The 25,700-nt window shown below is 69.9% G+C and carries 21 protein-coding genes; 7 read left to right on the top strand and 14 right to left on the bottom strand.

The genetic code is table 11. From position 1 onward, the window contains the following. Positions 1 to 24: 24 nt before the first annotated feature. The 3 genes from RXV79_RS26160 to RXV79_RS26150 all read right to left on the bottom strand — a co-directional run bounded on the left by RXV79_RS26160 (position 25) and on the right by RXV79_RS26150 (position 5,720). Positions 25 to 3,138 carry an efflux RND transporter permease subunit gene (locus RXV79_RS26160; RefSeq protein WP_316701109.1) on the bottom strand — a complete coding sequence of 1,038 codons (3,114 nt, stop codon included), beginning with the start codon at positions 3,136 to 3,138 and terminating at the stop codon, positions 25 to 27. Positions 3,139 to 3,154: 16 nt separating this feature from the next. After that, positions 3,155 to 4,336 carry an efflux RND transporter periplasmic adaptor subunit gene (locus tag RXV79_RS26155; RefSeq protein ID WP_316701108.1) on the bottom strand — a complete coding sequence of 394 codons (1,182 nt, stop codon included), beginning with the start codon at positions 4,334 to 4,336 and terminating at the stop codon, positions 3,155 to 3,157. A gap of 271 nt (positions 4,337 to 4,607) precedes the next feature. Beyond that, a complete protein-coding gene (locus RXV79_RS26150) occupies positions 4,608 to 5,720 on the bottom strand; it encodes a hypothetical protein (protein ID WP_316701107.1) in 1,113 nt (370 codons plus the stop codon). Positions 5,721 to 5,866: 146 nt separating this feature from the next. On the opposite strand from RXV79_RS26150, the gene RXV79_RS26145 reads away from it, so the two are divergent. The 6 genes from RXV79_RS26145 (at position 5,867) to RXV79_RS26120 (ending at position 10,738) form a co-directional block, all read left to right on the top strand. Beyond that, on the top strand, positions 5,867 to 6,835 hold the full coding sequence (locus RXV79_RS26145) for a helix-turn-helix transcriptional regulator (protein ID WP_316701106.1): 969 nt from the start codon (positions 5,867 to 5,869) through the stop codon (positions 6,833 to 6,835). Positions 6,836 to 6,972: 137 nt separating this feature from the next. Further along, positions 6,973 to 7,572, top strand: a complete 600-nt coding sequence (locus RXV79_RS26140) for a hypothetical protein (RefSeq protein WP_316701105.1) — start codon at positions 6,973 to 6,975, stop codon at positions 7,570 to 7,572. A 1-nt stretch (position 7,573) separates the two neighbouring features. After that, positions 7,574 to 8,278, top strand: a complete 705-nt coding sequence (locus tag RXV79_RS26135) for a hypothetical protein (RefSeq protein ID WP_316701104.1) — start codon at positions 7,574 to 7,576, stop codon at positions 8,276 to 8,278. Between the two features lie 27 nt (positions 8,279 to 8,305). After that, on the top strand, positions 8,306 to 9,394 hold the full coding sequence (locus RXV79_RS26130) for a toxic anion resistance protein (RefSeq protein WP_316701103.1): 1,089 nt from the start codon (positions 8,306 to 8,308) through the stop codon (positions 9,392 to 9,394). Between the two features lie 11 nt (positions 9,395 to 9,405). Then, the gene (locus tag RXV79_RS26125) at positions 9,406 to 10,407 is read left to right on the top strand and encodes a hypothetical protein (RefSeq protein WP_316701102.1); all 1,002 of its coding nucleotides are present in this window, start codon (positions 9,406 to 9,408) and stop codon (positions 10,405 to 10,407) included. Between the two features lie 49 nt (positions 10,408 to 10,456). After that, positions 10,457 to 10,738, top strand: coding sequence for a DUF427 domain-containing protein (locus RXV79_RS26120; RefSeq protein WP_316701101.1), 282 nt, complete (start codon positions 10,457 to 10,459; stop codon positions 10,736 to 10,738). 3 nt (positions 10,739 to 10,741) lie between these two features. Here RXV79_RS26120 and RXV79_RS26115 read toward each other — a convergent pair whose 3' ends face one another. Beyond that, entirely contained in the window at positions 10,742 to 11,806 is a 1,065-nt protein-coding gene (locus tag RXV79_RS26115; protein WP_316701099.1) for a flavodoxin family protein, read from the bottom strand. A 221-nt stretch (positions 11,807 to 12,027) separates the two neighbouring features. Here RXV79_RS26115 and RXV79_RS26110 point away from each other — a divergent pair, with 221 nt between their 5' ends. Next, a complete protein-coding gene (locus RXV79_RS26110) occupies positions 12,028 to 13,683 on the top strand; it encodes a hypothetical protein (protein ID WP_316701097.1) in 1,656 nt (551 codons plus the stop codon). 47 nt (positions 13,684 to 13,730) lie between these two features. Here RXV79_RS26110 and RXV79_RS26105 read toward each other — a convergent pair whose 3' ends face one another. The 10 genes from RXV79_RS26105 to RXV79_RS26060 form a co-directional block, all read right to left on the bottom strand. Next, a complete protein-coding gene (locus tag RXV79_RS26105; RefSeq protein WP_316701095.1) occupies positions 13,731 to 14,936 on the bottom strand; it encodes an ABC transporter permease in 1,206 nt (401 codons plus the stop codon). Then, complete coding sequence (locus RXV79_RS26100) at positions 14,936 to 15,670, bottom strand: ABC transporter ATP-binding protein (protein ID WP_316701094.1); 735 nt, start codon at positions 15,668 to 15,670, stop codon at positions 14,936 to 14,938. Before RXV79_RS26100 ends, RXV79_RS26105 begins: the two co-directional genes overlap by 1 nt. After that, entirely contained in the window at positions 15,667 to 16,983 is a 1,317-nt protein-coding gene (locus tag RXV79_RS26095; protein ID WP_316701093.1) for an efflux RND transporter periplasmic adaptor subunit, read from the bottom strand. Before RXV79_RS26095 ends, RXV79_RS26100 begins: the two co-directional genes overlap by 4 nt. Continuing rightward, entirely contained in the window at positions 16,980 to 18,401 is a 1,422-nt protein-coding gene (locus RXV79_RS26090; protein ID WP_316701092.1) for an efflux transporter outer membrane subunit, read from the bottom strand. Before RXV79_RS26090 ends, RXV79_RS26095 begins: the two co-directional genes overlap by 4 nt. Positions 18,402 to 18,781: 380 nt before the next feature. Next, positions 18,782 to 20,836, bottom strand: a complete 2,055-nt coding sequence (locus RXV79_RS26085) for an oxidoreductase (protein WP_316701091.1) — start codon at positions 20,834 to 20,836, stop codon at positions 18,782 to 18,784. Between the two features lie 48 nt (positions 20,837 to 20,884). Further along, positions 20,885 to 21,949: a cytochrome P450 gene (locus RXV79_RS26080; RefSeq protein WP_316701090.1), complete on the bottom strand. Its 1,065-nt coding sequence runs from the start codon at positions 21,947 to 21,949 to the stop codon at positions 20,885 to 20,887. 60 nt (positions 21,950 to 22,009) lie between these two features. Further along, positions 22,010 to 23,173 carry an 8-amino-7-oxononanoate synthase gene (gene bioF / locus RXV79_RS26075; protein ID WP_316701089.1) on the bottom strand — a complete coding sequence of 388 codons (1,164 nt, stop codon included), beginning with the start codon at positions 23,171 to 23,173 and terminating at the stop codon, positions 22,010 to 22,012. A gap of 22 nt (positions 23,174 to 23,195) precedes the next feature. Further along, on the bottom strand, positions 23,196 to 23,861 hold the full coding sequence (gene bioD, locus RXV79_RS26070) for a dethiobiotin synthase (RefSeq protein WP_316701088.1): 666 nt from the start codon (positions 23,859 to 23,861) through the stop codon (positions 23,196 to 23,198). Next, complete coding sequence (gene bioA / locus RXV79_RS26065) at positions 23,858 to 25,165, bottom strand: adenosylmethionine--8-amino-7-oxononanoate transaminase (protein WP_316701087.1); 1,308 nt, start codon at positions 25,163 to 25,165, stop codon at positions 23,858 to 23,860. The genes bioD and bioA overlap by 4 nt, the downstream gene beginning before the upstream one ends. Continuing rightward, positions 25,162 to 25,674: a chorismate--pyruvate lyase family protein gene (locus RXV79_RS26060; RefSeq protein WP_316701086.1), complete on the bottom strand. Its 513-nt coding sequence runs from the start codon at positions 25,672 to 25,674 to the stop codon at positions 25,162 to 25,164. The genes bioA and RXV79_RS26060 overlap by 4 nt, the downstream gene beginning before the upstream one ends. Positions 25,675 to 25,700: the final 26 nt, after the last annotated feature.

The raw sequence follows: 25,700 nt of genomic DNA, 5'->3' as shown, positions 1-25,700 counted from the left end.
GCCAGGCCGCTCGGCCGAGGGGCGTCACTTCCCCTCGTCGGCCACCAGTGGCGGCGTGACGGCGGACGGATGCTCGTGATGATGGCGCTTGGTGCGCTTCGACACCCACTGCTCGATGTCGTCGACGAAGGTGAAGACGACCGGAATCACCAGCAGGCTGAGGAAGGTCGAGGTGATCAGGCCGCCGATCACCACGATGGCCATCGGTGAGCGGAAGCTCGGGTCCACGCCCAGGCCGATGGCGATGGGCATCATGCCGGCGCCCATCGCGATGGTGGTCATCACGATCGGCCGCGCCCGCTTGTGGCAGGCGTCAAGGATGGCGTCCCAGCGGTTCAGGCCGTGCTCGCGCCGCGCGAGGATCACGTAGTCGATCAGCAGGATGGAGTTCTTCGTCGCGATGCCCATCAGCATGATCAGCCCGATCATCGACGGCATCGAGAACGCCGTGTGCGTGAGGAAGAGCGCGAGGAAGGCCCCCGGGATCGACAGGATCAGCGCCACCAGGATGGTGGCCGGCTGCACGAAGTCCTTGAAGAGCAGCACCAGCACGATGTAGATGCACAGCACGCCGGTGGCCATGGCCAGCAGGAAACCCGACACCAGCTCGCCCATGGCTTCGGCGTCGCCCACCTCGGTGTGTGTCACGCCCGAGGGCAGGTTCTTCATGCTGGGCAGGTTGAGCGCGGCCTCCTGCACTTCGCCGAGCGGCTGCTGGTTGAGCTCGATCTCGAAGTTGACGTTGCGGCGGCGGTCGAAGCGTGCGATCTCGGCCGGGCCGCTGGCGAGCTCGATGGTGGCCACGTTCGACAAGGGCACCGGGCCGCGTGCGCCGGGCACGGGCAGGCGCGAGAGCACGTCGATGTCCTGCCGGCCGGCGTCCGACAGCTTCACCACCACCGGCACCTGGCGCTCGGAGAGGTTCATCTTCGCGAGGCCCTGGTCGTAGTCGCCGGCGGTCGCGATGCGCAGCGTGTCGGCGATCGCCGCCGAGGTGACGCCCAGGTCGGCCGCACGCGCGAAGTCGGGCCGCACCACCAGCTCGGGCCGCACCAGGCTCGCCGTGGACGTGACCGCGCCGATGCCGGGAATGGTGCGCAGCTCGCGCTCGACCACCGCGGCGTGCTGGGCGAGCACGCGGCCGTCTTCACCGGCCAGCACCAGGACGTATTTCTCGCTCGAGGCGCCGAGGCCCACCTTCACGCGCGCACCCGGCAGCACCTCGAGTGCGGTGCGCAGCTGGGCTTCGACGTCCTGCTTGCTGACGCCCTTGCGGTCGTTGCGGTGCGTCATGTTGATCGTGAGCACCGCCTTGCGCACCTCGGCCGCACCCTGCGGCGCGAACGGGTCGGCGCCCGCGCTGCCGCCGCCGATGGCGGTGTAGACCATCTTGATCTGCGGGTTCTTCTGCACGATCTCGCGCGCCTGCTCGGCGAGTGCGTAGGTGTCCTTGAAGGTGCTGCCGGGCGGCAGCGTCACGGTCACCTGCGTCTGCGAAAGGTCATCGGGCGGGATGAAGCCGGTCGGCAGGAACGGCACCAGTGCGAACGAGCCGATGAAGAACACCGCCGTGCCCAGCAGCGTGAGCAGGCGATGCCTCAGGCACCAGCTGGCCCAGCCCATGTAGATGGTGAGCCACTTGGCGTCGGTGTGCTCGCGCTTGGGCTTGCGCAGCACGTAGGCCGCCATCATCGGCGTGAGCATCCGCGCGACCACCAGCGAGAAGAACACCGCGATCGCCGCCGTCCAGCCGAACTGCACGAAGAACTTGCCCGGCACGCCCCCCATGAAGGCGGTCGGCAGGAACACCGCGATCAGCGTGAAGGTGGTGGCGATCACCGCCAGGCCGATCTCGTCGGCCGCTTCCATTGCCGCCTGGAAGGGCGTCTTGCCCTCGCGCAGGTGGCGCATGATGTTCTCGATCTCGACGATCGCATCGTCGACCAGCACCCCCACCACCAGCGAGAGGCTGAGCAGCGTGACCACGTTGATGGTGAAGCCCATCGCGTGCATCACCGCGAAGGTGGGGATGGCCGACAGTGGCAGCGCCACCGCCGAGACGATGGTGGCGCGCAGGTCGCGCAGGAAGAGGAACACCACCAGCACCGCGAGTGCCGCGCCTTCGTACAGCAGCTTCATCGAGCCGTCGTAGTTCTCGACCACCGGGTCGACGAAGTTGAAGGCCTCGGTGATGGTGATGTCGGGGTGCTCGGCCTTGAGCTTCTCGAGCGCGGCACGCACGCCGTTGGTGACGTCGATCTCGCTGGCGCCGCGCGAGCGCACGATCTCGAAGCTGACCACCGGCTTGCCGTTCAAGAGCGCCGCTTGGCGCCGCTCGGCCACGGTGTCGCTCACGTTGGCGATGGCGTCGAGCCGCACGTGGCGGCCGTCGGAGAGCGTGACTTCCATCGCGCCCAGCTCCTGCGCCGTCTGCACGGTGGCGAGCGTGCGCACCGACTGTTCGGCGCCGCCGAGATCGGCCCGGCCGCCCGAGGCTTCCTGCTGGATCTGGCGCAGCTGGCGCGAGACGTCGGCAGCGGTGATGTTGAGCGCGAGCATGCGCGCCGGGTCGAGCTCCACGCGCACTTCGCGCGAGACACCGCCCACGCGGGTGACGGCACCCACGCCGTTGACGGCCAGCATGGTCTTGCTGACCTGGTTGTCGATGAACCACGAGAGGGCCTCGTCGTCCATGCGGGTGCTGGCCACCGTGTAGGTGAGGATGGGCGTGCCGGCGAGGTTGACCTTCTGGATCACCGGGTCGCGCAGGTCGGCCGGCAGGTCGGAGCGCACGCGCGAGACGGCGTCGCGCACTTCGTCGACGGCCTCCTGCGTGGGTTTCTCGAGCCGGAACTCGGCGGTGAGGATGGCGGTGCCGTCCTGCAGCGTGGTGTAGATGTGCTTGAGACCCTGGACGGTGGCGAGAGAGTTCTCGATCTTGCGCGCGACCTCGGTCTCCATCTGCGCCGGCGAGGCGCCGGGCAGCGAGGCCGTCACCGTGACCATGGGCAGGTCGATGTCGGGGAAGTTCTGGATCTTCATCGCCCGGAAGCCGAGCAGGCCGGCCAGGGTCAGCATGATGAAGAGGAGGATGGCCGGCGTCGGGTTGCGGATCGACCAGGACGAGACGTTGATCATGGGGAGGCTCCTCGTCTCACTTCTTCGGCGCGGCGACCGGCTTCACCGCCGTGGCGGGGGTGGCCGGGGTGGCGGCCACCGGGGCCTCGACCACCCGCACCACGTCGCCTTCGGCTAGGAAGCCGCCGCCTGCGGCGACGACCTTGGCCAGCGGGTCGAGGCCGCGCGTGATCTCGACCCGGTCGCCGACACGGCGGCCCACGCCGACCTTGAGCTGCGTGACCTTCGAGTCGGGGCCGACCTTGAGCACGTAGTTGAAGCCGTCGCGCAGCACCACCGCGCCTTGCGGCAGCGTGAGCGCCTCGCTCTGGCCGATGTCGAACTCGCCGCGGGCGTACATGCCGGCTTTCACCTCGGGCGCCGAGGCGAGGTCGACGTAGACGATGCCGTTGCGTGTCTGCGCATCGACAGTCGGGGCGACCATGCGGACCTTGCCGGTGACCGGCGCGGCGGTGTTGGTGGCGACGACGCTGGCCACCATGCCCGGCTTCAGGCGCCCCAGGTCGGCCGACGGCACTTCGGCGCGCCACTCGAGCCGGCCCTGGCGGATCAGGCGAAAGAGTTCCTGCCCGGCCGGCAGCACGGCGCCCACGGTGGCGCTGCGGGCCGAGATGATGCCGTTGTCGGGGGCGACGACCTGCGCGTGCGAGACGCGGATCTGCGCGACCTTGTACGAGGCCCTTGCGGCTTCCAGCCGCGCCTGGGCGGTGCGCTCGGCGGTCAGGTAGTTGTTGATCTGCTGGCCCGACAAGGCGCCGGCCGGGCCCAGCTCGCGGGCGCGCTGGGCATTGGCGGCGGCTTCGCCGAGCATGGCTTCGGCTTCGGCCACGGCGGCCTTGGCCTGCAGCAGGTCGGCCTGCACCGTGTCGCCCGCGAAGACGGCCAGCACCTGCCCCTTCTTGACCACGTCGCCCACGTTGGCGCGCACCTCGGCCAGGCGCAGGCCGTTGGCTTCGGTGCCCACGCTGGCTTCCTGCCAGGCGGCGATGTTGCCGTTGGCGCTGATCTTCATCGGCAGCCGGGTGGTCTGTGCCTGCGTCACCGTGACGGTGAGGGCGGCCTTGGTCGGGGCCCCGGCGGCCTTCGGGTCCTTGGCGTCTTTCTTGGGTTCGTCGGCGGCACGCACGCCCAACCCGTAGAGGGCAGCGAGCACGAGGGCCAGGGCGGGCAGCAGGACGGTCTTGGGGCGCAGGGTCATGATGGTGTCGAGGCAAAGCGTCGCCGGCAGGAAGCGGGGCGCGATGCTGACACGCCCCTGCTGACAACGAGGTGTCAGGAGCGCTCGTCAATGCCGCGCCTGCGGACATGCAGGCTGATGGGTACTGCGGTTCGAACAGGAACGCGCGTCGGTGCGGGTGGCGCGACCGACGCTGCGCGGCGTGAGCCGGCGATGGTAAACCCGATGGAAAAACGACTCCGGCGCGCTCCCGCGCGGCGGAGTCGGGCACCTTCACATCTTCTTAAAGCGCTCAGTGCAGAAGAGACAGCTGGCGCGCCGGCTGGGCCGAGCGCTGGCGCAGCACGGCGTGCGGCACGTAGCCGCGGCTCTCCAGGTTCCAGCCATCGGTGGCGGCGTCGTCGCTCACCTGCTGCACATGCGTCGTGCCGAGCTTGCGGGCGCTGGCGCGGGCCACCACGCTCTCGCATTGCGCGGCGCTCAGCAGGGTGGCGAAGGCCGTCCAGCGCTGCAGCGTGAGCGGGTTGCGCCAGGCATCTTCGATGGCCCAGCGGGCGGCCACGCCTTCCGCGCCCTTGGCTTCGAGCACCCGCGGCAGCAGTGCGTGGAAGAAGGTCTGGAAGGCACGGCGTGCGGCCTTGCCCGGCAGCAGGTCTTCGATGCGGGCGATGCGGTGGCTCCAGCCGGCCACCAGCAGCTGCTGGCTGATGAAGGCTTGCAGCGCCTGGGCCGGGTTGAAGAGGCGCAGGCGGTTGGGCGGCAGCACGAGCAGCGGCAGCGTGCAGGCCTCGGCATGCGTGAGCGGCTCGACGAAGCTGCACAGCGTGGCCACGCGCGACCACTGCGCGGCGTTGAGCCCGCCGATGCCGCCGAGCTGGCCGTCTTCGATCAGTTTCGCGAACCGCTGCGCGTCGCGGAAGCCGTGCGCCGCCTTGCCGTGGTTGGCCTTGGTGCTGATGACGGCCAGGTTGCCGGCGGCGTAACCGGCGTCGCTGCGCACGCGGTCGATGGAGGCATCGCTGCCTTCCATCGTGGCGCTGCTGAGGGCTACGCGGATGATGGGGCAGTGTGTGACGTCGATCTGCTGCAGGTAGTGCGGCGTCACCTGCACCAGCTCGACGCTGCGCCCGCGCAGCCAGGCGTTCAGGCGCAGCTGCAACCACTTGCGCACGTGGCGCGTGGGCTCGAGCGTGCGGCGACCGAAGGTGGCCTGGCCGGCCAGCCAGCCATTGCGCAGCGCCGAAGGCTCCTGGGCGTAGGGCGCGGGTGGCATGACGGCGTGGTGCGCGTAGTCCCAGCCCAGCTCGAAGCCGATCTGCTCGTGCGTGGTGAGGGTGGTGGCGGCCGGGTGCGGCTCGAAGCCGATCTGCTCGATCTTCGCGGGGGACTTGAGTTCGGTCGTCATGGGCGTTCTCCGTTGCGGTGACGCCAGTGTCTCGGTCGGGTGGCTCATCAAATGAGCCAGTGAGCGCTGTCGCGCATCTGCATCACGGGATATGCTCGCAGGCGGTGGCTCACGTGGTGAGCCTGTGAATGGAGATATGTGAGCGCATGGACCGGACCGAACGCTTCTACAAAATCGAGCGCCTGCTGCGCCACCGTGGCAGCGTGAGCTTCGCGGTGCTGCAGGAGGAGCTCGACGTCTCTCCGGCCACCTTGAAGCGCGACCTGCAGTACCTGCGCGACCGGCTCGACGCGCCCATCGTCTACGACCGTTTCGACAACGGCTACCGCTTCGAGCAGGACGCTCGCCATGAGCTGCCCGGCATGTGGTTCAACGAGAAGGAGATCACCGCGTTGCTCACCATGCACCAGCTGATGTCGGGCCTCGACGACGATGGCGTGCTCTCGCGCCACCTGCAGCCGCTGATCGACAAGCTGCAGGGCATGCTGGGTGGCGACGAGGGTGAGTCGCGCGAGCTGATGCGGCGGGTGAAGCTCATCTCCACCGCCCGCCGCCGTGCGCCGAGCCGGCATTTCGAGCTGCTGGGCGCGGCGCTGGTGCAGCGCAAGCGGGTGTGGCTGCGCTACTTCAAGCGAAGCGACCGCAAGGAGAGCGAGCGCCAGGTCTCACCGCAGCGCCTGGTGAACTACCGCAACACCTGGTACCTCGACGCCTGGTGTCATGCGAGCGACGGCCTGCGCCGCTTTGCGCTCGACGCCATCCGCGAGGCGAAGGTCGAAGACGCCAAGGCGCGCCAGGTGCCGCTGAAGGAGCTCGAAGCCGAGCTCGACGCCGGCTACGGCATCTACAGCGGCGCCGGTGCGAAGGTGAAGTGGGCCACGCTCGTCTTCAATGCCGACGCCGCGCAATGGGTGGCGGTGGAAGAGTGGCACCCCGAGCAGCAGGGCCGCTGGCTGGCTGATGGCCGCTACGAGTTGCGCGTGCCCTACAGCGATCCGACCGAACTCACGATGGATGTGCTGCGCCATGGCGACTCGGTGGTGGTGACGGGCGACAAGGCCTTCGCCGCCCGCATCGCCCAGCGCCTGCAGCAGGCCGCCAACCAGTACGCCTGAGCGCGAGGGATTTCACGTTTTCGCAAGGGATGCTGCGTGATAACGCGGAACCCGAACGTGCGTCCTTCCGCAACAATGGGGTGGTCAAGCTGCCCGGTAGATGGCGGCTGGCGACTATCCACAGGGAGGTTTTCGTCATGTTCATGCGCCCATCGCTGCGCGCGGTGTTTGTCGTGCTGTTGTCCGTCGGCCTGCTGACGGGGTTGTCGGCGTGCGGCAAGCGCAAGGCCGAAGCAGCCGTCGTCGCAACCTTCAACGCCCCGGCCAAGGACGTGGCGCAGCTGGCGGCCGCAGTGGCCAAAGGCTCGCCCACGATGAGCGATTGGTACGCCGGCCCGTTCGAGGTCAAGCCCGAAGGGGGCGCGCACTTGGTGCGCTGGACCTTCATCGGCGATGTGCCGCGCGCCGGCCCCGTCGAGATCCGGGCCTTCGGTCAGCTGGAGAGCGAAACCCCGAGCGGCAAGGGGCCAGGGCTCGTGCGCTGCAAGGTCGAGAAGGCCGAGGCAACCCCCGGGCCGGCGAGCTTCAGCTGCGACAGCAACCGCTTCCGCACTGAAGACCCGAAGAAGATGCACCTGGCGCTCGTGCTCGAGAAGTTGAGCGGCTTCACGCTCGCGCGGATGCAGATCGAGGTGATGACCGTGCCGGTGGAAACGAGCGCCTGGGACTGGTTCATCTCCATGCCGCTGCTGGGGCTCGTGATGCTGGCCTTGTGGTGGTTCTTCTTCAGGCGCTGACATGACGCCGCGTGCACCGGGCAGCGCACCGAACGTGCTGGCGCAGTGGATCGAGCAACGCTCGCACCGCTGGCACGAAGGTCGCACCGACACGCTGCTGAAATCGAACCCGCTGCAGCGCCTCACACATGCAATGCGCGAGCTGCTCGATGCGCTGGAGCGCAGCGACTTCAGCCGCATGCTGCAGCCGCTCGGCTGGTGGCGGCGCGTGACGGGCGAGCGAGTGCTGAACGAGGTGCGTTTCCGACTGGCCGACCGCGAGATCGCGCACCTGTTGGCTGCCGCCCAGGCCTGTGCCGACCGCCAGCTCGACTGGCACGCCCAGTGGCTGGCGATGGTGCGCGAGCACCAGGAGTTCGTGCAGGGCCTGGCCGAGCGCATCCGCATCGAAGAGCGAATGGTGCGGGACGATCAACCTGAGGACCGGGAGGCCCGGGCGCTGCAGCTGCAAAACGCGCAACTGGTGCTCACCTCGGCCCAGCTCACCGCGCAGCAGTTCAAGCTGCTGCAGGCCAAGCACGACACCGTGCTGGCCCGTTTCGATGACATCAAGCACAAGCTGATCCCGCTCTGGCTGGACCAGCTCACCGCCGTGATCCAGGGCCGCGCCCTGAAGGCCGCACACCTGCAGGCGGCCGTGAAGACCTATGAGGCGCTCAGCACCCGGCTGCGCACCGATCTCCAACAGGCCGAGGCCCAGACGTGAACCCGCGGCAAAACGACAGGAGCTGACATGACTTCTTCTTCCCTCACCGACCCGTCTTCCGCAGGCGCCGTGGCCACCATCCCGGCCACCGAACTGCAGGCACTGGGCCTCGCGCAGGACGACCTGCCGCGCATCGCCGAGCTCACGCGCAGCCTGAACCTCGACGACCCGGCCACGCTCTTCGCCTTCGGCGGCGAAGCCACCGATGCGGCGGCGGCTTCGGCCGATGCGCTGCTGGCCCAGGCGCGCAGTTCCGACCTCGACGAGTCGGGCAAGGTGTTGACCAAGGTGCTCGCCGCCGCGCGCTCGGTCAACCTGCAGGGGCTGGAAAAACGCTCACGCATCCCGATCATCGGCGGGCTCATCGACAAGCTCACGCTGGCGAAAGACAAGCTGGTCGACGAGTTCTCCAGCGCCAGCAGCCAGATCGACGGCCTCACGAACGAGATCGAGACGCTGCAGACCACGCTCACCACGCGCCTCGGTTCGCTCGACCAGATGTACCAGGAGGTCGCTGCCGAATACAAGTCGCTCGGCGCGCACATCGCGGCCGGCGACCTGTGCCTGAAGCAAGCCTCGGCGCAGGCCGCCCTGCCGCCCGCGAGCCCGCTAGAAGCCGAGCTGCGCGCCTCGCGCAAGGAATCGCTGCAGGTGCTGGAAAAGCGCATCGCCGACCTGCGTGTGATGCAGCAGTCGGCGCTGCAGACGCTGCCGGCCATTCGCATGATCCAGGCCAACAACCGGCTGCAGATCGACAAGTTCAAGACGATCCGCCAGCTCACCATCCCCACCTGGAAGCGCCAGTTCATGCTGGCGCTCTCGCTCAATGAGCAGCGCAACGCCGGCCAGCTGGGCCAGCGCATCGACGAGGCGACGAACGCGATGCTCAAGCGCAACGCCGAGCTGCTGCACACCAACTCGGTCGAAGCCGCGAAGTCGAACCAGCGCCTGGTGATCGACGTCGAGACGCTGCAGCAGGTGCAGGACACGCTGCTGAAGACGGTGCAAGACGTCTTGCAGGTGCAGCAGGAAGGCGTTCAGGCACGCCAGCAGGTCGCCGGCCAGATCGGCCAGATGCGCACCCAGCTGCAGAAGCTCGCCAACGATAAGCGCTGAGTGCGCGGGCGATGAGCGGGCACGACGAGCACTTCGACGTCGACCGGGCGCTGGGCCGGCTGGCGCGGCGCGTCGGCTGGCTGCGCTGGGGCGTGCTGGCCGGGCTGGCGCTGTGTGTGGGGCTCGGGTGGATGGTGGCGGAGCATGTTTCGCTGATCGCAAGCGACCCGCTGCACCCGGTGGTGTCGGCGGTCGACATCCCCCGGCCCACCCTGAACGCGAGCGGCACGATGGACCGTGGCCTGAGTGCCACCGAGCGTTCGCTGGCCGTTCTGGGCACGATCATGTTCCTCGTGATCGGCCTCGCGTATCGGGCGGCCGAAGGCCTCAAGCGCTACGTGGTGCTGGGCTGCGGGGCCGCGATGATCGGCCTTGTCGCGCTGGCGCAGTGGGGCAGTGCGGGCGACCTGCTCGCCAACCGCGACATCGAGCGCCTGGCCAAGGCCGGCGCCTATCGCGAGCTGTGGAGCCGCGCCAAGGCGCGCCCGCAAATGCCCTATGCCAACTACATCGGCGCCCAGGCCCTGCTGCTGGCGGGTGGCAAGGCGCAGCTCCGGGCAGAGTACGGCGACTGGCTGTTGCGCTGGAGCCAGGAGGGCGCCCGCGCCGGCTACCTCGGCAACCGCAAGGCCCCCGCCGGGGTGCCCGAGTGGGAGGGCAGCCACGCCTCGCCGCAGGTGATGCGGGCGCTGGAGATCGCCGCCTTCGGCAACGAGGTCACGCCCTTCGCCAAACCGCACCTGCGCGAGACGCTCTCGGCGCTGGCCCACGCCAAGGCACAGCTGCATTGGCAGGTGCCGGTGCTGGCGCTCGGCGCGCTGAGCGCGCTGGCGCTCGTGGTGACGTGGCGTCGCGCGCGGCGCAACCTGCGGCAGGCCGAGCAATGGGTGGTGCGTTTCGATTACTACCAGGCCTCGCCGCCACCTCAGGGCTCCCCTGCCGCCCTGGAGGCGGCAGCGCCCGCTTCGCTGCCACCCATCGACTTCAAGGCCGAGAACCCCTTGGTGCGCTGAACCGGGACGCTGCAGTACGCTTGCCGGCTTCACCCTGCGGAGACCGTGCATGAAAGCCACCTGGAACGGCGTGACCCTGGCCGAGAGCGACGACACCGTGGTCGTCGAAGGCAACCACTACTTTCCCGAGAGCAGCCTGAAGCGCGAGTACGTGAGCTTCAGCAACCACCGCACGAGCTGCGCGTGGAAGGGGCAGGCGCACTACTACAGCCTGTTCGTCAACGGCGAGATGAACCCCGATGCCGTCTGGTACTACCCCGAGCCGAGCGAAGCCGCGGCGCAGATCAAGGGGCGGGTGGCGTTCTGGAAGGGTGTGAAGGTCGAGGAGTGACCGTCACTTGGCCCGCGGGCGCGGCAGGTCGGGCGGCGTGAGCCGGCCGGCGCGCAGCTCGCCCACGGCGTGGGCGACGGCCCGCGCCACGTTGCGCACCTCCTGCTCGAAGGCGGTGTCGCGGTCGAGCGCCTCGTGGCTGTCGAAGTAGGGCGCGTAGTAGCCCACGTAGCGGTCGAGTCGTGCCTGTGAACCGGCGTCGATGAAACCCATCCAGTCGAGCCAGTCGCTGAGGGCGCGGCGGGTGCCTTCGATGCCGGCCACGTCGCCATGCACCACCAGGCCGTACGCACGGCCCGCCAGGTGCTGCGGGTAGTGCCAGCCGCGCGCTTCGATCTGCTTGGCGAGAGCAGGCTTCTTGCCCTCGGTGCTGGTCGGGTCGGGGTTGCCGCCGTCGGCGCAGACCAGCCGGTCGATCATCAGCTTCAGCGGGCTCGGCGCCTGGTACCAGTAGACGGGCGTGGCGATCACGACGGCGTGGGCCGACACCCAGCGTTCGTAGATCTCGGCCATCCAGTCGTTGGTCTGGCCGGTGGCGTGGTTGGGGTAGCAGCTGCAGGGCCAGTGGCACAGCGGCATCGCGGTCGACACGCAGCCCTTGCAGGGGTGGATGTGGCGGTCGTAGTCGGAGGTGAGCAGGCTCAGGTCGAGCTGGTCGACCTCGATCTGCTGCGCGTGGAGCTCCTGCTTCAGCCAGTTGGTGATGCGCCAGGTCTTGGAGATCTCGCCCGGGCAGGTGCCGTCGTTGCGCGAGGCGCCGCAGATGACGAGTACGCGTGAGCGGGTGGCCGGGTCGGCCCAACGCTGCTGCGCGGCGTCGAGCTTCTCACGCGTTTCGCGCCATTCATCGGAGAGCGCGTAGTCGGGCTTCGCGTAGCCCGGGCCAGCCGGGTGCGTGAGGGGCGCCTTGCGGCCTTCGTCATACGCGTCCCAGGCAATCTGCTCCAGCCGCGCGAGCGCCTCGTCTTCCTGGCGGAACGCGGGGTCGACGAACCGGGCACGGAAGCGCCGCCCGAAGGCGTCTCGGTCGAGGGGTGGCGGCGCCTGGCCTGTGCGGACGTCGGTCATGCAATCGACTCTAGGAGCCTGGCGGGCCGCCGCGTGTCGGACGATGGCTCGCCGCGGTGTGGGCCGACCGCCTTGCCGGTGTCGCGTGCGTGTCACATGAATGAGGGGCCTCAGAACGGATCACTCCCCCCTTCGGGGCGGGGTATCCGGCGCGGTGCCGCAGGCAAGCTCCGCAGCGGTTTTCAACTGACTTCAACATCATCCAAAGAGGGAGGGAATCCATGTCTCGTCTTGCATCGCTGATGCTGTCCGTGGCGGCGGCCGCCACACTTGCAGCGTGTGGAGGTGGCGGCTCCGACGCTCCGGCTCCGGCAACTGCCGCACTGAACGGCGTCGCCGCCGTGGGCCGCGCACTGGCCGGCGCCACCGTCGAAGCACGATGCCGCGGCGGCTTCACCGGCATGGCCACGGCCGCCGCCAACGGCAGCTACAGCATTCCGTTCACCAGCGGCAGCCTGCCCTGCGTGCTGCGCGCCACCTCGGGCGCCACGGTGCTGCATTCGCTCGCCCGCGGCAGCAACACCGCCCACATCACGCCGGTGAGCCAGCTGGTCGTCGCGCACTTGGCGGGCGTGTCGCCGGCCGGCTACTACGGCAGCTTCAACGACGCGGTGGCCGATGGCCTCACCGCCGCGCGTGTCGATGCCGCCCATGCCAGCGTCGTCAACACGCTCAAGAGTGGCGGTGTCGACTTCTCCGCCTTCGGCAACCTGATGACGGCCCCGCTGGTCGCTGCCAACGGCAGCACGACCGGCAACGCCTACGACCAGGCGCTGGACGCCCTGGCGCAGCGCATGGCGGCCCGCGGCCTGACCCTGGCATCGCTGACCGATGCGGTCTTGCGCGCGTCACCCGCCAACACGGTGCAGACCGTCAACACGCCGTCGCTGCCGCCGCAGGCCCTGCTGCAGCCAGCCTCGGCCAGCTGCAGCGCCCTGCGCAGCGGCCCGTACCGCCTGGTCATCCCCAAGCCGGGCGCGACGGCCGGCCAGTTCTCGACCGAGCTCATCCAGGTCGATGCAACGATGGGCACGATCCTCAACGCCGACGGCGACACCGGCACCTTCACCCCCGCGGCGGGAGGCAACTGCCTGTTCACCACGGCAAACGGCCAGTTTGCGGTGTCTCCGGCCGGCGTGGTGGTGCTGCGCAGCCTGGAAGACGGTGCGATGCGCCTCGGCGTCGCCTTCCCGGAGCAGGCGCATGCCCTGGGCGATCTGGCAGGTGCGTGGCAATCGCTCGGCTATGACGGCGACGCCAGCGTGTTCTCCGCCGATTCGCTGGCGGCCACCGTGTCGGCGACGGGCAACATCGTGGTCTCCAGCTACTGCGCCGACGTCGTGAACTGCGCGGCAGTCGCGCCCCACCCTGCGGTGACCCTGTCGGCGAATGCAGCGGGTGGCTTCACGCTGACCGATTCCACTGGCTGGACCGAACGCTTCTTCGCCTACCGCGCGGGCAATGGCGACCTGATGCTCGTGGAGCTCATGCACACCGGCGGCTTCGGCCTGTGGACGCCGCAGCGCGCCACCGGCGCAGTGGCACTTGGCTCGCGGCTCACGTCGTGGGGCACGTGGATGGACCCGAACCTGCAGTCGACCAGCCCGTTCTCGTTCACCGACTACACGACGACGGCGTCGAGCGGCGCCACCTGGACGCGCGTGAGCGCGTTCGACGGCCACAGCGAGACGCTCACCGCCAACAGCCCCCGTGCCGGCTGGGTGACACGCGCCGAAGGCAACGCACCCACCGCCGGCGGCGGCATGGTCGTCGTGCGCGGCTTCAATGGCCTGGTGGTGCGCGGCATGGGCCTGACCGCACTCTCGATGCCCACGCTCGCCGGCGGTGCCTACTTCCTGTCGGTCAACCAGCAATAGTCGCGACACCGAGTCTTCAAGGCCCGCCTCGGCGGGCCTTTTTCATGTCACTCGTGCCGCAGCGCGTCGATCGGGTCGAGCTGCGCCGCACGCCGCGCCGGCACGTAGCCGAAGACCACCCCGATGGCGGCCGAGAACACGAAGGCGAGCAGGTTGATGCCGGCGTCGAACACGTAGGGCACCGACATCACCTGCGCCAGCACGATGGAGGCGACGGTCGCGAGCGCGATGCCCACCAGCCCGCCGAGGGCTGCCAGCGACACCGCCTCGATGAGGAACTGCAGCAGCACCTCGCGTTCCAGCGCGCCGATGGCCAGGCGCAGGCCGATCTCGCGGGTGCGCTCGGTCACGCTGACCAGCATGATGTTCATGATGCCGATGCCACCCACGAGCAGGCTCACCGCGGCCACGGCGCCGAGCAGGGTGGTCATCACCTGCGTGGTGCCGGAAAGCGTGTCGGCAAGCTGCTTGGTGTCGAGCACGTTGAAGTTGTCGTCGTCGGCCTCGGCCAGCTTGCGGCGCTCGCGTAGCAGGGTGCCGAGGCCGGCCTTCACGCTGTCGGCGTCGGCGCCGTCCTGCATCGACACCAGCAGCGTGTTGACGCGCTGGTTGCCGGTCACGCGGCGCTGCAGCGTGCGCAGCGGCACCACGACCACGTCGTCCTGGTCGTTGCCCATCGCAGCCTGGCCTTTGGAGGCCATCTCGCCGATCACGGTGCACGAGAACTGCTTGATGCGCACCATCTGGCCGAGTGCGTCGCGCCCGCCGAAGAGTTCGCGCTTGACGGTCTGGCCGATCACGCACACCGCGGCGCCAGCTTGCAGCTCTTCGTCGGCGAAGCGGCGGCCACTGGCGATGGTCCAGTTGCTGACGTCGAACCACTCGTTGGTGCTGCCGGTGATGAGGGTCGTCCAGTTCTTGCCGTTGGCCACCACGGTGGTGTTGGTGCGCGCCTCGGGCGCGACGGCGCGGATGCCGCCGATCTGCGTGGCCACCGCCTGCGCATCGGCTTCCTTGAAGGACGGCGCACCACCGCCGCCGCCCGGGCCCAGGCGCTGGCCGGGGCGCACCATCAGCAGGTTGGTGCCCAGGCTCGAGATCTGGTTCTGCACCGCAAGCGTCGCGCCGTTGCCGAGCGTGACCATCGTGATGACCGCGCTCACCCCGATCACGATGCCGAGGATGGTGAGGAAGGAACGCAGCAGGTTGCGCCGAATCGAGCGCAGCGCGAGCAGCAGCGAGCTGAGCCACATCAGGCGGGCTCCTCGGCGCGGGGCGCGGGCGCGGCGGGCTGCACGTTGGGCACGTCGCTCTCGATGCGGCCGTCGACGAAGCGCACGATGCGCCGCGCGTAGGCCGCCATGTCGGCCTCGTGCGTCACCATCAGGATGGTGATGCCGCGGTCGGTGTTGAGGTGGCGCAGCAGCTCCATGATCTCGTGGCTGCGCTGGGTGTCGAGGTTGCCGGTGGGCTCGTCGGCGAGCAGCACGGTCGGGTTGGTGACGATGGCGCGGGCGATGGCCACCCGCTGCTGCTGGCCGCCCGAGAGTTCGCCCGGCGTGTGGGTCTCGCGCCCGGTGAGGCCCACCGAGTCGAGCGCCTGCATGGCGAGCTGGTGCCGCTCCTTGGTGGGCACGCCGCGGTAGAGCAGCGGCAACTCCACGTTTTCGAGGGCGGTGGTGCGCGGCAGCAGGTGGAAGCCCTGGAACACGAAGCCGAAGTACTTGCGGCGCAGGAGCGCGCGCTGGTCGCGGCTCAGGTGCTCGACGTGGGTGCCCTTGAAGAGGTACTCGCCCTCCGTCGGGCGGTCGAGCAGGCCCAGGGCATTCATCGCGGTCGACTTGCCCGAGCCGCTCGGGCCCATCACCGCGAGGAACTCGCCGGCGTCGATGTCGAGGTCCACCCCCTTGAGCGCCCACAGCGCGGCTTCGCCCTCGCCGTAGAGGCGCTTGACGCCCCGCAGTTGAATGAGGGGAGCCTCGCTCATTTCGCCGTCGCCCGCTGTTCGGTGATGACGGGCAGCCCTTCCTGCACGCCCTCGCCGCTCACCTCGGTCATGCGGCCGTCGGTGATGCCGGTCGTCACGCGCAGGGGCACGGGTTTGCCGTCCTGCAGCACCCAGAGCTGCTTCGAGCCGCCGGCCGGGCCGGGGGCGTCGGCATTGCCACCGCGGCGCTGGCCGCTGCCGCGCGGCATGCGCGGCATCAGGCTGCCGACGATGCCGCTGCCGCCGCCCGTGCCCTGCGCCTTCTGGCCGGGCTGCGAGGGTGTGAAGCGCAGTGCGGTGTTGGGCACCAGCAGCACGTTCTGCCGCTCGGTGGCGGTGATGGTGGCGGTGGCGGTCATGCCGGGGCGAAGCGACAGGTCGGCGTTGTCGACGTCGAGGTAGGTGACGTAGGTGACGACGTTCTCGGTGATGGTGGAGCCGTAGGCCACGCGGGTGATCGTCGCCGGGTAGCGCCGCCCGGGGTAGGCGCTGACGGTGAAGTTGGCCTTCTGGCCGACCTGCACCGCGCCGACGTCGGCCTCGTCGACGTTGACCTGCAGCCGCAGCCGGGTCAGGTCTTCGGCGATGGTGAAGAGCGTGACGGCCTGCAGCGAGGCGGCCACCGCGTTGCCGGGGTCGACGTTGCGGGTGAGCACCACGCCATCGGTCGGCGAGCGGATCGAGGCTTTCTTGAGGTTGGTCTCGTCGGTGGAGAGCGCCGCCTGCGCATCGGCGACGGTGGCGCGGGCGCTGGCCTCGTCGGCCTGGGCGCGCTCGACGCTCGCGCGGCCGGTGTCGAGCTCGGCCTTCGACGGCACCTTGCCGCCCGAGAGGCGCGCCACCTCTTCGAGCCGTGCCAGGTTGCCTTGCGCTTCCTTCAGCGTGGCGCTGGCCTGCGCCACCCGCGCGCGGGCCGAGGCCAGCGTGGCACGCGAGCGCAGGATCTGGTCGGACAGCTTGGCGGTGTCGAGCTCCACCAGCACCTGGCCTTTCTTGACCCGGTCGTTCACGTCGACCAGCACGCGCGCCACGGTGCCCGAGAGTTCGCTGCCGATGTTGACCGAACGCGTGGGCTGCAGGGTGCCGTTGGCGGTGACCTGGAGGCGCAGGTTGCCGCGCGTGATGGGTTGTGTCGCGTAGCTGGGCCCGGCGTTGGCATCGCGGTTGGACTGCCACCAGACGACACCACCGGCCACGAGCGCAAGCGCCGCGGCGATCAGCCAGGCGCGCGGCTGGCGCCACCAGGGGCGGGGCGGGGCTTGGTCGAGCAAGGCGTGCAGCTCTTCGGGGTTGGCGTGGGGACTGCGGCTCATGACGGTGCACTTTCGTTCGATGTCCAGCCACCGCCGAGCGCCTTGTAGAGACGCACGTGGTCGGCGCTGAGTTCCGCCTGGGTGGCGGCCAGGCTGTCTTGCGTGCTGAGCAGCGAGCGTTGCGTTTCCAGCACGGTCTGGAAATCGACCAGGCCGCTGCTGTAGCGCTGGTTGGCGAGCAGGGCCGCTTGTTGGGCCGACTCGCTGGCGCTTTGCAGGCGCTGCAGGCGCTCGCGGTTGCCGCGCAGGGCGACGAGGGCGTCTTCCACCTCCTGCAGTGCGTTGAGCACCACCGCCTGGTAGTTGACGCGCGCCCGCTCGAGCGCCGCTTCCTGGGAGCGCACCTGGGCCTTCGCCGCGCCGTCGTCGAAGAGCGGCACCGACACGCTGCCGAGCAGCGCGCTCACCACCGAGCCGCCGCCGGTGAGGCCACTCAACGCAAGCGCCGACAGGCCGACCGAGCCACTGAGGTTGAAGCTCGGGTAGCGCGCCGCATCGGCCTGCGACACGCGCGCAAGCGCGGCCGAGATCTGCTGTTCGGCGACGCGGATGTCGGGGCGCTGGCGCAGCGTCTGCGCGGGGATGTCGAGGGCCAGCTCGCCGGACGGCATGGGCACGGGGGCGGCCGGCGCGAGCCGCTCGTGCAGGGCGGTCGGCGGCTGGCCGGTCAGCACAGCCAGCGCATGCTCGGTCTGCGCGACGCTGGTTTCGAGCGAGGGGATCTGCGCGCGCGTCTGCTCGGTGGCGGTGCGGGCCTGCGCGAGTTCGAGCGAGGTGGCGAGGCCGGCCTGCACGCGCCAGTCGGTGATCTGCAGCGTCTCCTGCTGGGCAGCGAGGTTGCGGCGGGCGATGTCGAGCCGGGTCTGCAGGCCGCGCAGCTGCACGTAGCTCACCGCCACTTCGGCGGCCACCGAGACCTGCGTGTCGCCGAGGCTCGCCTGGCTGGCCAGCGCGTCGGCTTCGGCGGCCGACAGGCCGGCGCGTTTGCCGCCGAAGACATCGGGCTCCCAGCTGGCGTCGAAGCCGGACTGGTAGCGGCTGCCGGCGGGCGCATCGCCCGTCTTGCTGCGTTGGGCGCTGGCCGACGCGCCGAGGGTGGGGCCGAGGTTGGCGTTCTGCACGTCACGCAGGGCCCGAGCCTGGGCCAGGGCCGCCTGCGCGCTGCGCACGGTGGTGTTGGCCTGCAGCGCCTGGGTGACCAGGGCTGTCAGCTGCGGGTCGTCATAACGCTGCCACCAGTTGGCGAGGGTGGTGAGCTTGCCTGGCGTGGGGGCGCTTGTCGACCATTGCGCGGGGACGGCCACGTCCGGCAAGGCTTGCTGCCTTGCGGTGAGCGACGCACAGCCGCTGAGCGCAAGGACAGCGGCCACTGTGGCGAGCGTCGCGAGCGGGTGGCGGGATGAAGAACGTGGAGCCATGACGCCAATGTTGCGCGCGGGTGTGACGGGCTCGCTTCGCCTGCGTCAAGGCTTTGTAAAGATGGGGGTCTTTTTGGGGGCGGGCTTGCTGAGGGTTGAGCGGCACGCGGGGGCCGGGTGTCGCATTCCGCTCATGTCCCTCCTCGATGAACGCTCCCGCGTTCATCGATTCCTTCCTTTACTTCGCTCCATGCGACACCCGGCCCCCGCGCGCGGCACCGTCGTGCCCTGTCCTGTCTGCGCATGGCTGTGCGTCTCGCATGGCTGGCGTGGGGTGAGGGGCGCAGTGAAGTAAAGGCGGAGCAGGTGATCGCGGGAGCGATCACATGCGGGGGACATGAACGGAGCCCCTCACCCCACGCCAGCCACGCCGCTCCGATCTACAGCCGAGCCGCAAGCCGCGTGCCCTGATCGATCGCCCGCTTCGCATCCAGCTCCGCTGCCTCGTCGGCGCCACCGATCAGGTGGACCGAGACACCGGAGGCCTTCAAAGGCTCCAGCAACTCACGCAAGGGCTCCTGCCCCGCGCACAGCACTACCGTGTCGCACTCGATGAGCTGCCCGTCCTTGCGGGCTTCGCCATAGGTGATGAAGAGCCCCTGCGGCGTGATGCGCTCGTAGTTCACGCCGCCGATCATCTCGACGCGCTTCATCTGCAAGGCGGCGCGGTGGATCCAGCCGGTGGTCTTGCCGAGCGTCTTGCCGAGCTTGCCGGGCTTGCGCTGCAGCAGGGTGACCTGGCGGGCGGGGGGCGTGGGCTGTGCGCGGGTCACGCCGCCGCGTACCTGCTCGGGGTCGGCCACGCCCCACTCGGCGAGCCATTCCTGCAGGTTGAGCGTGGGCGAGTGGCCGGGCGCGGTGACGAGGTACTCGGCCACGTCGAAGCCGATGCCGCCCGCGCCGATGATGGCGACGCGCTCGCCGACCGGCTTCTGGTGCAGCAGCACGTCGATGTAGCTCAGCACGTTGGGGCCGTCGCTGCCGGGGATCCTGGGGTCGCGCGGTGTGACGCCGGTGGCAAGGATCACCTCGTCGAAGCCGCGCAGGTCGTCGGTCACCACGCGGGTGTTCAGCTTCAGGTCGACCCCGGTGGCTTGCAGCCGGTGGGTGAAGTAGCGCAGGGTTTCGCTGAACTCCTCCTTGCCGGGCACACGCTTGGCCATGTTGAACTGGCCGCCGATCTCGGCTGCGGCATCGAAGAGGGTGACCGTGTGGCCACGCTCGGCGAGCGTGGTCGAGGCGGCGAGGCCTGCCGGGCCGGCGCCGACGACGGCGATGCGCTTGCGCAGTGGCGCACGGCGCAGGATGAGCGTCGTCTCGTGGCCCGAGCGGGGGTTGACGAGGCAGCTCGCGAGCTGCGCCTTGAAGGTGTGGTCGAGGCAGGCCTGGTTGCAGGCGATGCAGGTGTTGATGGTCTCGGGCTTGGCGGCGGCGGCCTTGTTGACGAAGTCGGGGTCGGCCAGCAGCGGGCGTGCGAGGCTCACCATGTCGGCGCAGCCGTCGGCCAGCACCTGCTCGCCGACCTCGGGCATGTTGATGCGGTTGCTGGTGATGAGCGGGATGGTGAGCCCGGCCGCGCGCAGCTCGGCGCGCATCTTCTTCGTCACCCAGGTGAAGGCGCCGCGCGGCACGCTGGTCGCGATGGTCGGGATGCGCGCCTCGTGCCAGCCGATGCCGGTGTTGATGATCGTGGCACCGGCTTGCGCCACCGCCTTGCCGAGCTGCACCGCCTCGGCCCAGGAGCTGCCGTCGGGGATCAGGTCGAGCATCGACAGGCGGTAGATGAGGATGAAGTCGGGGCCGACCGCCTCGCGCACGCGCCGCACGATCTCGACCGGCAGACGCATGCGGTTCTCGTAGCTCCCGCCCCATTCGTCGTCGCGCTGGTTGGTGTGGGTGACGAGGAACTGGTTGATGAAGTAACCCTCGCTGCCCATGATCTCGACGCCGTCGTAGCCGGCTTCGCGTGCGAGCACCGAGCAGCGGATGAAGGCCTTGATCTGGCGCTCGATGCCGCGCGCGCTCAGGGCCCGGGGGGTGAAGGGCGAAATGGGCGACTGGATGCGCGACGGGGCCACGCAGAAGGGCTGGTAGCCATAGCGCCCGGTGTGCAGGATCTGCAGCGCAATCTTGCCGCCCTCGGCGTGTACTGCGTCGGTCACGATCTTGTGGCGCTTGGCGGCGGCGTGCGTGGAGAGCGTGCCGGCAAAGGGTGCCGCCCAGCCTTCGATGTTGGGTGCGAAGCCGCCCGTCACCATGAGCCCGACGCCGCCGCGTGCACGCTCGGCGAAGAAGGCCGCCATGGCGGGGAATTTCTTGCGGCCGTCTTCCAGGCCGGTGTGCATGCTGCCCATCAGCACACGGTTCTTGAGGGTGGTGAAGCCGAGGTCGAGCGGGGCGAGCAGGTGGGGGTATGCGCTGGGCTGAGGGTTCATGGGCGCGATGCTAGGCGCGCTCTCGTGCCCGCGGTTAGAGGTTCTCCCTCAGGTTGCCGTGCCGAACTGCGCGAGGCGGCCGTTGGGCGACGGGCGGTGGTGCCACTGGCGGGTGGCCGCGGTGATGCCGATCGCGTCATCGTCGTGCCACGCGCGCAGCAGCGCCATCGCGATGTGGCGCGACAAGGCGGCACCCGGGCAGGCGTGGCCACCCACGCCCCAGGTGAAGCAGCGCGGCGCCGTGCGCTGGAGATCGAAACGATCGGGCTCGGGGTTGGCGGCCGGGTCGCGGTTGGCGCTGGCCAGCAGCACCAGGATGGCGTCGCCCGCCTTCACGTCTTGCCCCTGGATCTCGCCGTCTTCGGCTGCAAAGCGGCGGGTGTTCTGCACCGGCGCGTCGTGGCGGGCCGCTTCGAGGGCGAGCGGCTCGTCGAGCGTGGGGTCGGCCAGCCACTGCGCTCGCAGACCGGGCTCGCGTTGAAGCGCGACGAGCACTGCGCCCATCAGGCCGGCCGTTGCCTCGCAGGTCTGGGTGAAGAGGCCCACCCGGTTGGCATCGCCGTCACAGCGGGTGAGCAGGCGGGCCGCGGCCTCGCTGCCGCGCTCGCGCGTGGGCCCATCGGCCGTGGGTGACCAGCTGGCGATCAGGGCGCGCACGTCGTGGGGCAGGGTGCCGGCCTCGTCGCCGTCGTGCAACAGGGCCCATAGCACCCGCACCGGCGCTTCGAAGAGCAGGAGGTTCAGGTCGGCCGCCCGCGGAGAGGCGCCCTCGCGCACGACCCGCTGTGCGGCAGCGTCGACTGGCCAATCGCGTTGCAGGAAGGTGGTGGCCCAGGCCTTGCCTGCCCGGTGCGCCGGCCCCTCGTTCTGCCGCATCAGGCCGCCGAACACGGCGCCCGACGTGGTCCCGGCCACGGTGTGCGGCACTGGCTCGGCCGACGGGCGCACGCGCAGGGCGGGGTGTTGCAGCAGCGCCTCCACGGCGGCGGCGCTGCTGGCGATCCACAGCCGCAGGTCGGCGTCGTGGTGCAGGCCGCTCGGGTGAGCGGCGCGCAGCTGCGCGTAGAGCGGGTAGGGATCGGGCTGGTAGGGGGCGGTGAGCAGCGGGGTCATGCGCTCAGTGTGGCGTGAGGGCCGGCCCGGATGCTTCGGCCCGTGTCGAAGCGAGCGGATTCAGGCGACGTCGGCCAGCGCGTTCAACAGCCGGTCGACGTCCTGCGTGCTGTGGGCAGCGGACAGCGAGATGCGCAGCCGCGCCGTGCCAGCCGGCACCGTGGGCGGGCGGATGGCCGGCGCCCACAGCCCACGCTCGCGCAAGGCGGCGGCGAGGTCGAGCGTGGGCTGGTTCTCGCCCACGATGAGCGGCTGGATGCAGGTGTCCGATGCGAGCAGCCGCCAGGGCAGGCCCGCCATGCCGGCGCGCAGTCGCTCGGTGAGGGTCGCCACGTGCTCGCGGCGCCAGCCTTCTTCGGCGATCGCCTTCAGGCTGGCACGCACCGCGGCGGCCACCATCGCCGGGGTGGCGGTGGCGAAGATGTAGGTGCGCGCGCGCTGCATCACCCACTCGACGGTGTCGGCCTCGCCGGCCACGAAGGCGCCGGCGCAGCCCGCGGCCTTGCCGAGCGTGGCCATGTAGAGCAGGCGCGGCGAGCCGGCCACGCCCAAGTGGGCAGCGCTGCCGCGGCCGTCGGGCCCGAGCACGCCGAAGCCGTGGGCGTCGTCCACCATCAGCAGCGCATCATGCCGCTCGCACAACGCCAGCAGCTCGCGCAGCGGGGCGAGGTTGCCGTCCATGCTGAAGACGGCATCGGTGACGACGAGCTTGCGCTGTGCGCTCGAGGTGGCGAGCTGCTGTTCGAGCGTGGCGAGGTCGACGTGCGGGTAGACGTGGGCTTCGGCGCGGGCGAGCCGCACGCCGTCGATCAGGCAGGCGTGGTTGAGCGCATCGCTGAACACCGCGTCGCCGCGGCCCACGAGTGCGGGCACCAGGCCCACGTTGGCGAGGTAACCCGAGCCGAAGTAAAGCGCGCGAGGGCGGCCGACGAAAGCGGCGAGCTCGGCCTCCAGCGCCTCGTGCGGCCCTTCATGGCCACACACCAGCGGCGATGCGGTGGCACCCACGCCGTAGCGTGCCGCCGCCTCCTGGGCGGCGGCGATGAGCGCGGGGTGCTGCGAGAGGCCCAGGTAATCGTTGCTGGCGAACGAGAGCAGCGGGCGGCCGTCGACCAGCAGGTGCGGGCCGTCCTTGGCCTGCACCACGCGGCGGGTGCGGCGCAGGCTGGCGGCGTCGAACTCGGCCAGGCATTGGGCGTGGTCGTGGGCCGGGTGCGGGGGCAAGGCAGCGTTCCTTCGATGCGGGCTACAGGGGGCCGCGCCACACGATCTGGCGCGGGTCCGGCTCGGCCATGCGCGGCACATCGGCCCACATCGGCGCACCGAGCCGGTCTTGCAGGTAGGCGATGTTGTCGTCCGGCGAGGCCATCTGCGGGTCGATGCGGTTGGCCACCCAGCCGGCGAGCGTGAGGCCACGCGCGCGGATGGCTTCGGCCGTGAGCAAGGCATGGTTGAGGCAGCCCAGGCGCAGGCCGACGACGAGCAGCACCGGCAACTGCAACGCCTGCGCGAGGTCGGCGCCGGTCTCCTGTTCGTTGAGCGGCACGAAGAAACCACCGGCGCCTTCGACCACCACCGCGTCGGCCCGTGCAGCGAGCTGGCGGTAGCGTTCCACGAGCAGCGGCAACTCGATGCGCACCCCCGCTGCGCGCGCGGCGAGGTGCGGCGACATCGGCAGCGGCAGGCAGTACGGGTTGTCGAGCTCGCGTGGCACCTGGATCGAGCCGCAGGCGCGCATGGCGACGGCGTCTTCGTTGTCGTCGCCGTGCGCCATCGGCACGGTGCCCGCCGCCACCGGCTTCATGCCGACGACGCGTGCGTGCTGCTGCCTCAGGTGCAGCAGCAAGGCCGAGCTGATGAGCGTCTTGCCGACTTCGGTGTCGGTGCCCGTCACGAAGTACCCGACCGTCATGCCGCGAGTGCTTCGTTCAAGGCGGCGAGTGCACCGTCTGCGAGCCACGCCGACTCTTCCTCGTCGATGACATACGGCGGCATGAAGTACAGCGTGTTGGCGATGGGCCGCAACAACAACCCGCGTTGCAGCGCGGCCATGTGGTAGCGGCGGGCGAAGCCGGGGTCGTCGGTGTCGACGTCGAAGCCCCACATCATGCCGATCTGGCGCGTGCGCAAGACCTTCTCGTGCTGCATCAGCGGGGCGCACAAGGCGGTGAGGCGTGCGGCCGTCTCGCGGTTGGCGGCCATCCAGTCGCGCTGCTCGAAGACTTCGAGCACGGCCAGCGCGGCGCGGCAGGCGAGCGGGTTGCCGGTGTACGAGTGCGAGTGCAGGAAGCCGCGCGCCACGCGGTCGTCGTAGAAGGCCGCGTAGACCTCGTCGGTGGTGAGCACGAGCGAGAGCGGCAGCGTGCCGCTCGTGATGCCCTTCGACAGGCACATGAAGTCGGGCCGCACGCCCGCTTGCTCGCAGGCGAAGAGGCTGCCGGTGCGGCCGAAGCCCACGGCGATCTCGTCGGCCACGAGGTGCACCTCGTAGCGGTCGCACAGCGCGCGGGCCTCGCGCAGGTAGGCTGGGTCGTAGGTGGCGATGCCGGCGGCGCACTGCACCAGCGGCTCGAGGATGAGCGCGGCCGTCTCGGCGTGGTGCACTTCGAGGTAGGCCTGCAGCGCCTGCAGGCAGTGCTGCGTGTGCTCCTCGGCCGAGACGCCGGGCGCCGCCTTGCGGGCATCGGGCGTGGGCACGGTGGCGCTGATGCGCAGCAGCGGGCCGTAGGCGTCGCGGAAGAGCGGGATGTCGGTGACCGACAGCGCGCCTGCGGTTTCGCCGTGGTAGCCGTTGCGCAGGCCGATGAAGCGGGTCTTCCGGAAATTGCCGTGGTTGCGCCAGCAATGCGCGCTCATCTTGAGCGCGATCTCGGTGGCCGAGGCGCCGTCGCTCGCGTAGAACGCGTGGCCGAGGCCGGTGAGCTGGCCGAGCTTTTCGGAGAGGGCCACCACCGGCTCGTGCGTGCAGCCGGCGAGCATCACGTGGGCCAGCGTGTCGAGTTGCTGGTGCAGCGCGGCGGTGATGTGCGGGTGGCCGTGGCCGAAGAGGTTGACCCACCAGGAGCTGATGGCGTCGAGGTAACGCTTGCCGTCGGGGTCGTAGAGCCACAGGCCTTGTGCGCGTGCGACCGGCAACGGCGGCAGGGTCTCGTGCTGCTTCATCTGGCTGCACGGGTGCCACACCGCCTGCACGCTGCGTTGTGCAAGGGTGCTCATGCGTCCACCACCATGCCGCTGCGGAAGGTTTCGAAGATGAGCATCAGCGGGCCTTGCGCGGTGACGATGCGGTAGCAGCGGCTCGCACGCAGGTCGGGCTGGCCGACGTGCTGCCACAGCGCCGCTTCGATCTCGGCGTTGCTCGCGAGCTGCTCGCGTTGCACGAAGAGGCGCTGCAGCAGGTGGCCGATGGGCGCCACACCTTCGTCGAGCTTGGCGAGGAACCAGTCGGGCACGGCGTCGAGGCGGGTGTAGGAGAGGTTGTCCATCAGCACGCGGCCATGTGCGTGCAGGCTCGTCACGCGGTGCAGGAAACGGCTGCCGCCAAGCTGCTCGCGCACGGCCTGCGGCACCTGCTCGGTCTGCTGTTGCGACAGCAGCTGCACCGTCATCGGCGCTTGCGCGATGGCCTCGCACACGCGGGTGGTGGAGCCATCGAGTGCCATCAACGCGCGCAGCAGCGGCGCGTGCTGCGGGTCGGGCGGGAAGGGGTGTCGATCTACACTCATTTGCTTCTTCTTGTCCCTGGCGGTTT

The sequence above is a fragment of the Piscinibacter gummiphilus genome, assembly GCF_032681285.1.
GTDB lineage: Bacteria > Pseudomonadota > Gammaproteobacteria > Burkholderiales > Burkholderiaceae_C > Rhizobacter > Rhizobacter gummiphilus_A.
Note: the sequence above shows the minus strand (reverse complement) of the source record. Positions and strands in the feature narration are given on the sequence as shown.

Coding starts and splice junctions, on each gene's coding strand:
- RXV79_RS26160 (WP_316701109.1), bottom strand. CDS start 3,138: ATGATCAACGTCTCGTCCTGGTCGATCCGCAACCCGACGCCGGCCATC.
- RXV79_RS26155 (WP_316701108.1), bottom strand. CDS start 4,336: ATGACCCTGCGCCCCAAGACCGTCCTGCTGCCCGCCCTGGCCCTCGTG.
- RXV79_RS26150 (WP_316701107.1), bottom strand. CDS start 5,720: ATGACGACCGAACTCAAGTCCCCCGCGAAGATCGAGCAGATCGGCTTC.
- RXV79_RS26145 (WP_316701106.1), top strand. CDS start 5,867: ATGGACCGGACCGAACGCTTCTACAAAATCGAGCGCCTGCTGCGCCAC.
- RXV79_RS26140 (WP_316701105.1), top strand. CDS start 6,973: ATGTTCATGCGCCCATCGCTGCGCGCGGTGTTTGTCGTGCTGTTGTCC.
- RXV79_RS26135 (WP_316701104.1), top strand. CDS start 7,574: ATGACGCCGCGTGCACCGGGCAGCGCACCGAACGTGCTGGCGCAGTGG.
- RXV79_RS26130 (WP_316701103.1), top strand. CDS start 8,306: ATGACTTCTTCTTCCCTCACCGACCCGTCTTCCGCAGGCGCCGTGGCC.
- RXV79_RS26125 (WP_316701102.1), top strand. CDS start 9,406: ATGAGCGGGCACGACGAGCACTTCGACGTCGACCGGGCGCTGGGCCGG.
- RXV79_RS26120 (WP_316701101.1), top strand. CDS start 10,457: ATGAAAGCCACCTGGAACGGCGTGACCCTGGCCGAGAGCGACGACACC.
- RXV79_RS26115 (WP_316701099.1), bottom strand. CDS start 11,806: ATGACCGACGTCCGCACAGGCCAGGCGCCGCCACCCCTCGACCGAGAC.
- RXV79_RS26110 (WP_316701097.1), top strand. CDS start 12,028: ATGTCTCGTCTTGCATCGCTGATGCTGTCCGTGGCGGCGGCCGCCACA.
- RXV79_RS26105 (WP_316701095.1), bottom strand. CDS start 14,936: ATGTGGCTCAGCTCGCTGCTGCTCGCGCTGCGCTCGATTCGGCGCAAC.
- RXV79_RS26100 (WP_316701094.1), bottom strand. CDS start 15,670: ATGAGCGAGGCTCCCCTCATTCAACTGCGGGGCGTCAAGCGCCTCTAC.
- RXV79_RS26095 (WP_316701093.1), bottom strand. CDS start 16,983: ATGAGCCGCAGTCCCCACGCCAACCCCGAAGAGCTGCACGCCTTGCTC.
- RXV79_RS26090 (WP_316701092.1), bottom strand. CDS start 18,401: ATGGCTCCACGTTCTTCATCCCGCCACCCGCTCGCGACGCTCGCCACA.
- RXV79_RS26085 (WP_316701091.1), bottom strand. CDS start 20,836: ATGAACCCTCAGCCCAGCGCATACCCCCACCTGCTCGCCCCGCTCGAC.
- RXV79_RS26080 (WP_316701090.1), bottom strand. CDS start 21,949: ATGACCCCGCTGCTCACCGCCCCCTACCAGCCCGATCCCTACCCGCTC.
- bioD (WP_316701088.1), bottom strand. CDS start 23,861: ATGACGGTCGGGTACTTCGTGACGGGCACCGACACCGAAGTCGGCAAG.
- bioA (WP_316701087.1), bottom strand. CDS start 25,165: ATGAGCACCCTTGCACAACGCAGCGTGCAGGCGGTGTGGCACCCGTGC.
- RXV79_RS26060 (WP_316701086.1), bottom strand. CDS start 25,674: ATGAGTGTAGATCGACACCCCTTCCCGCCCGACCCGCAGCACGCGCCG.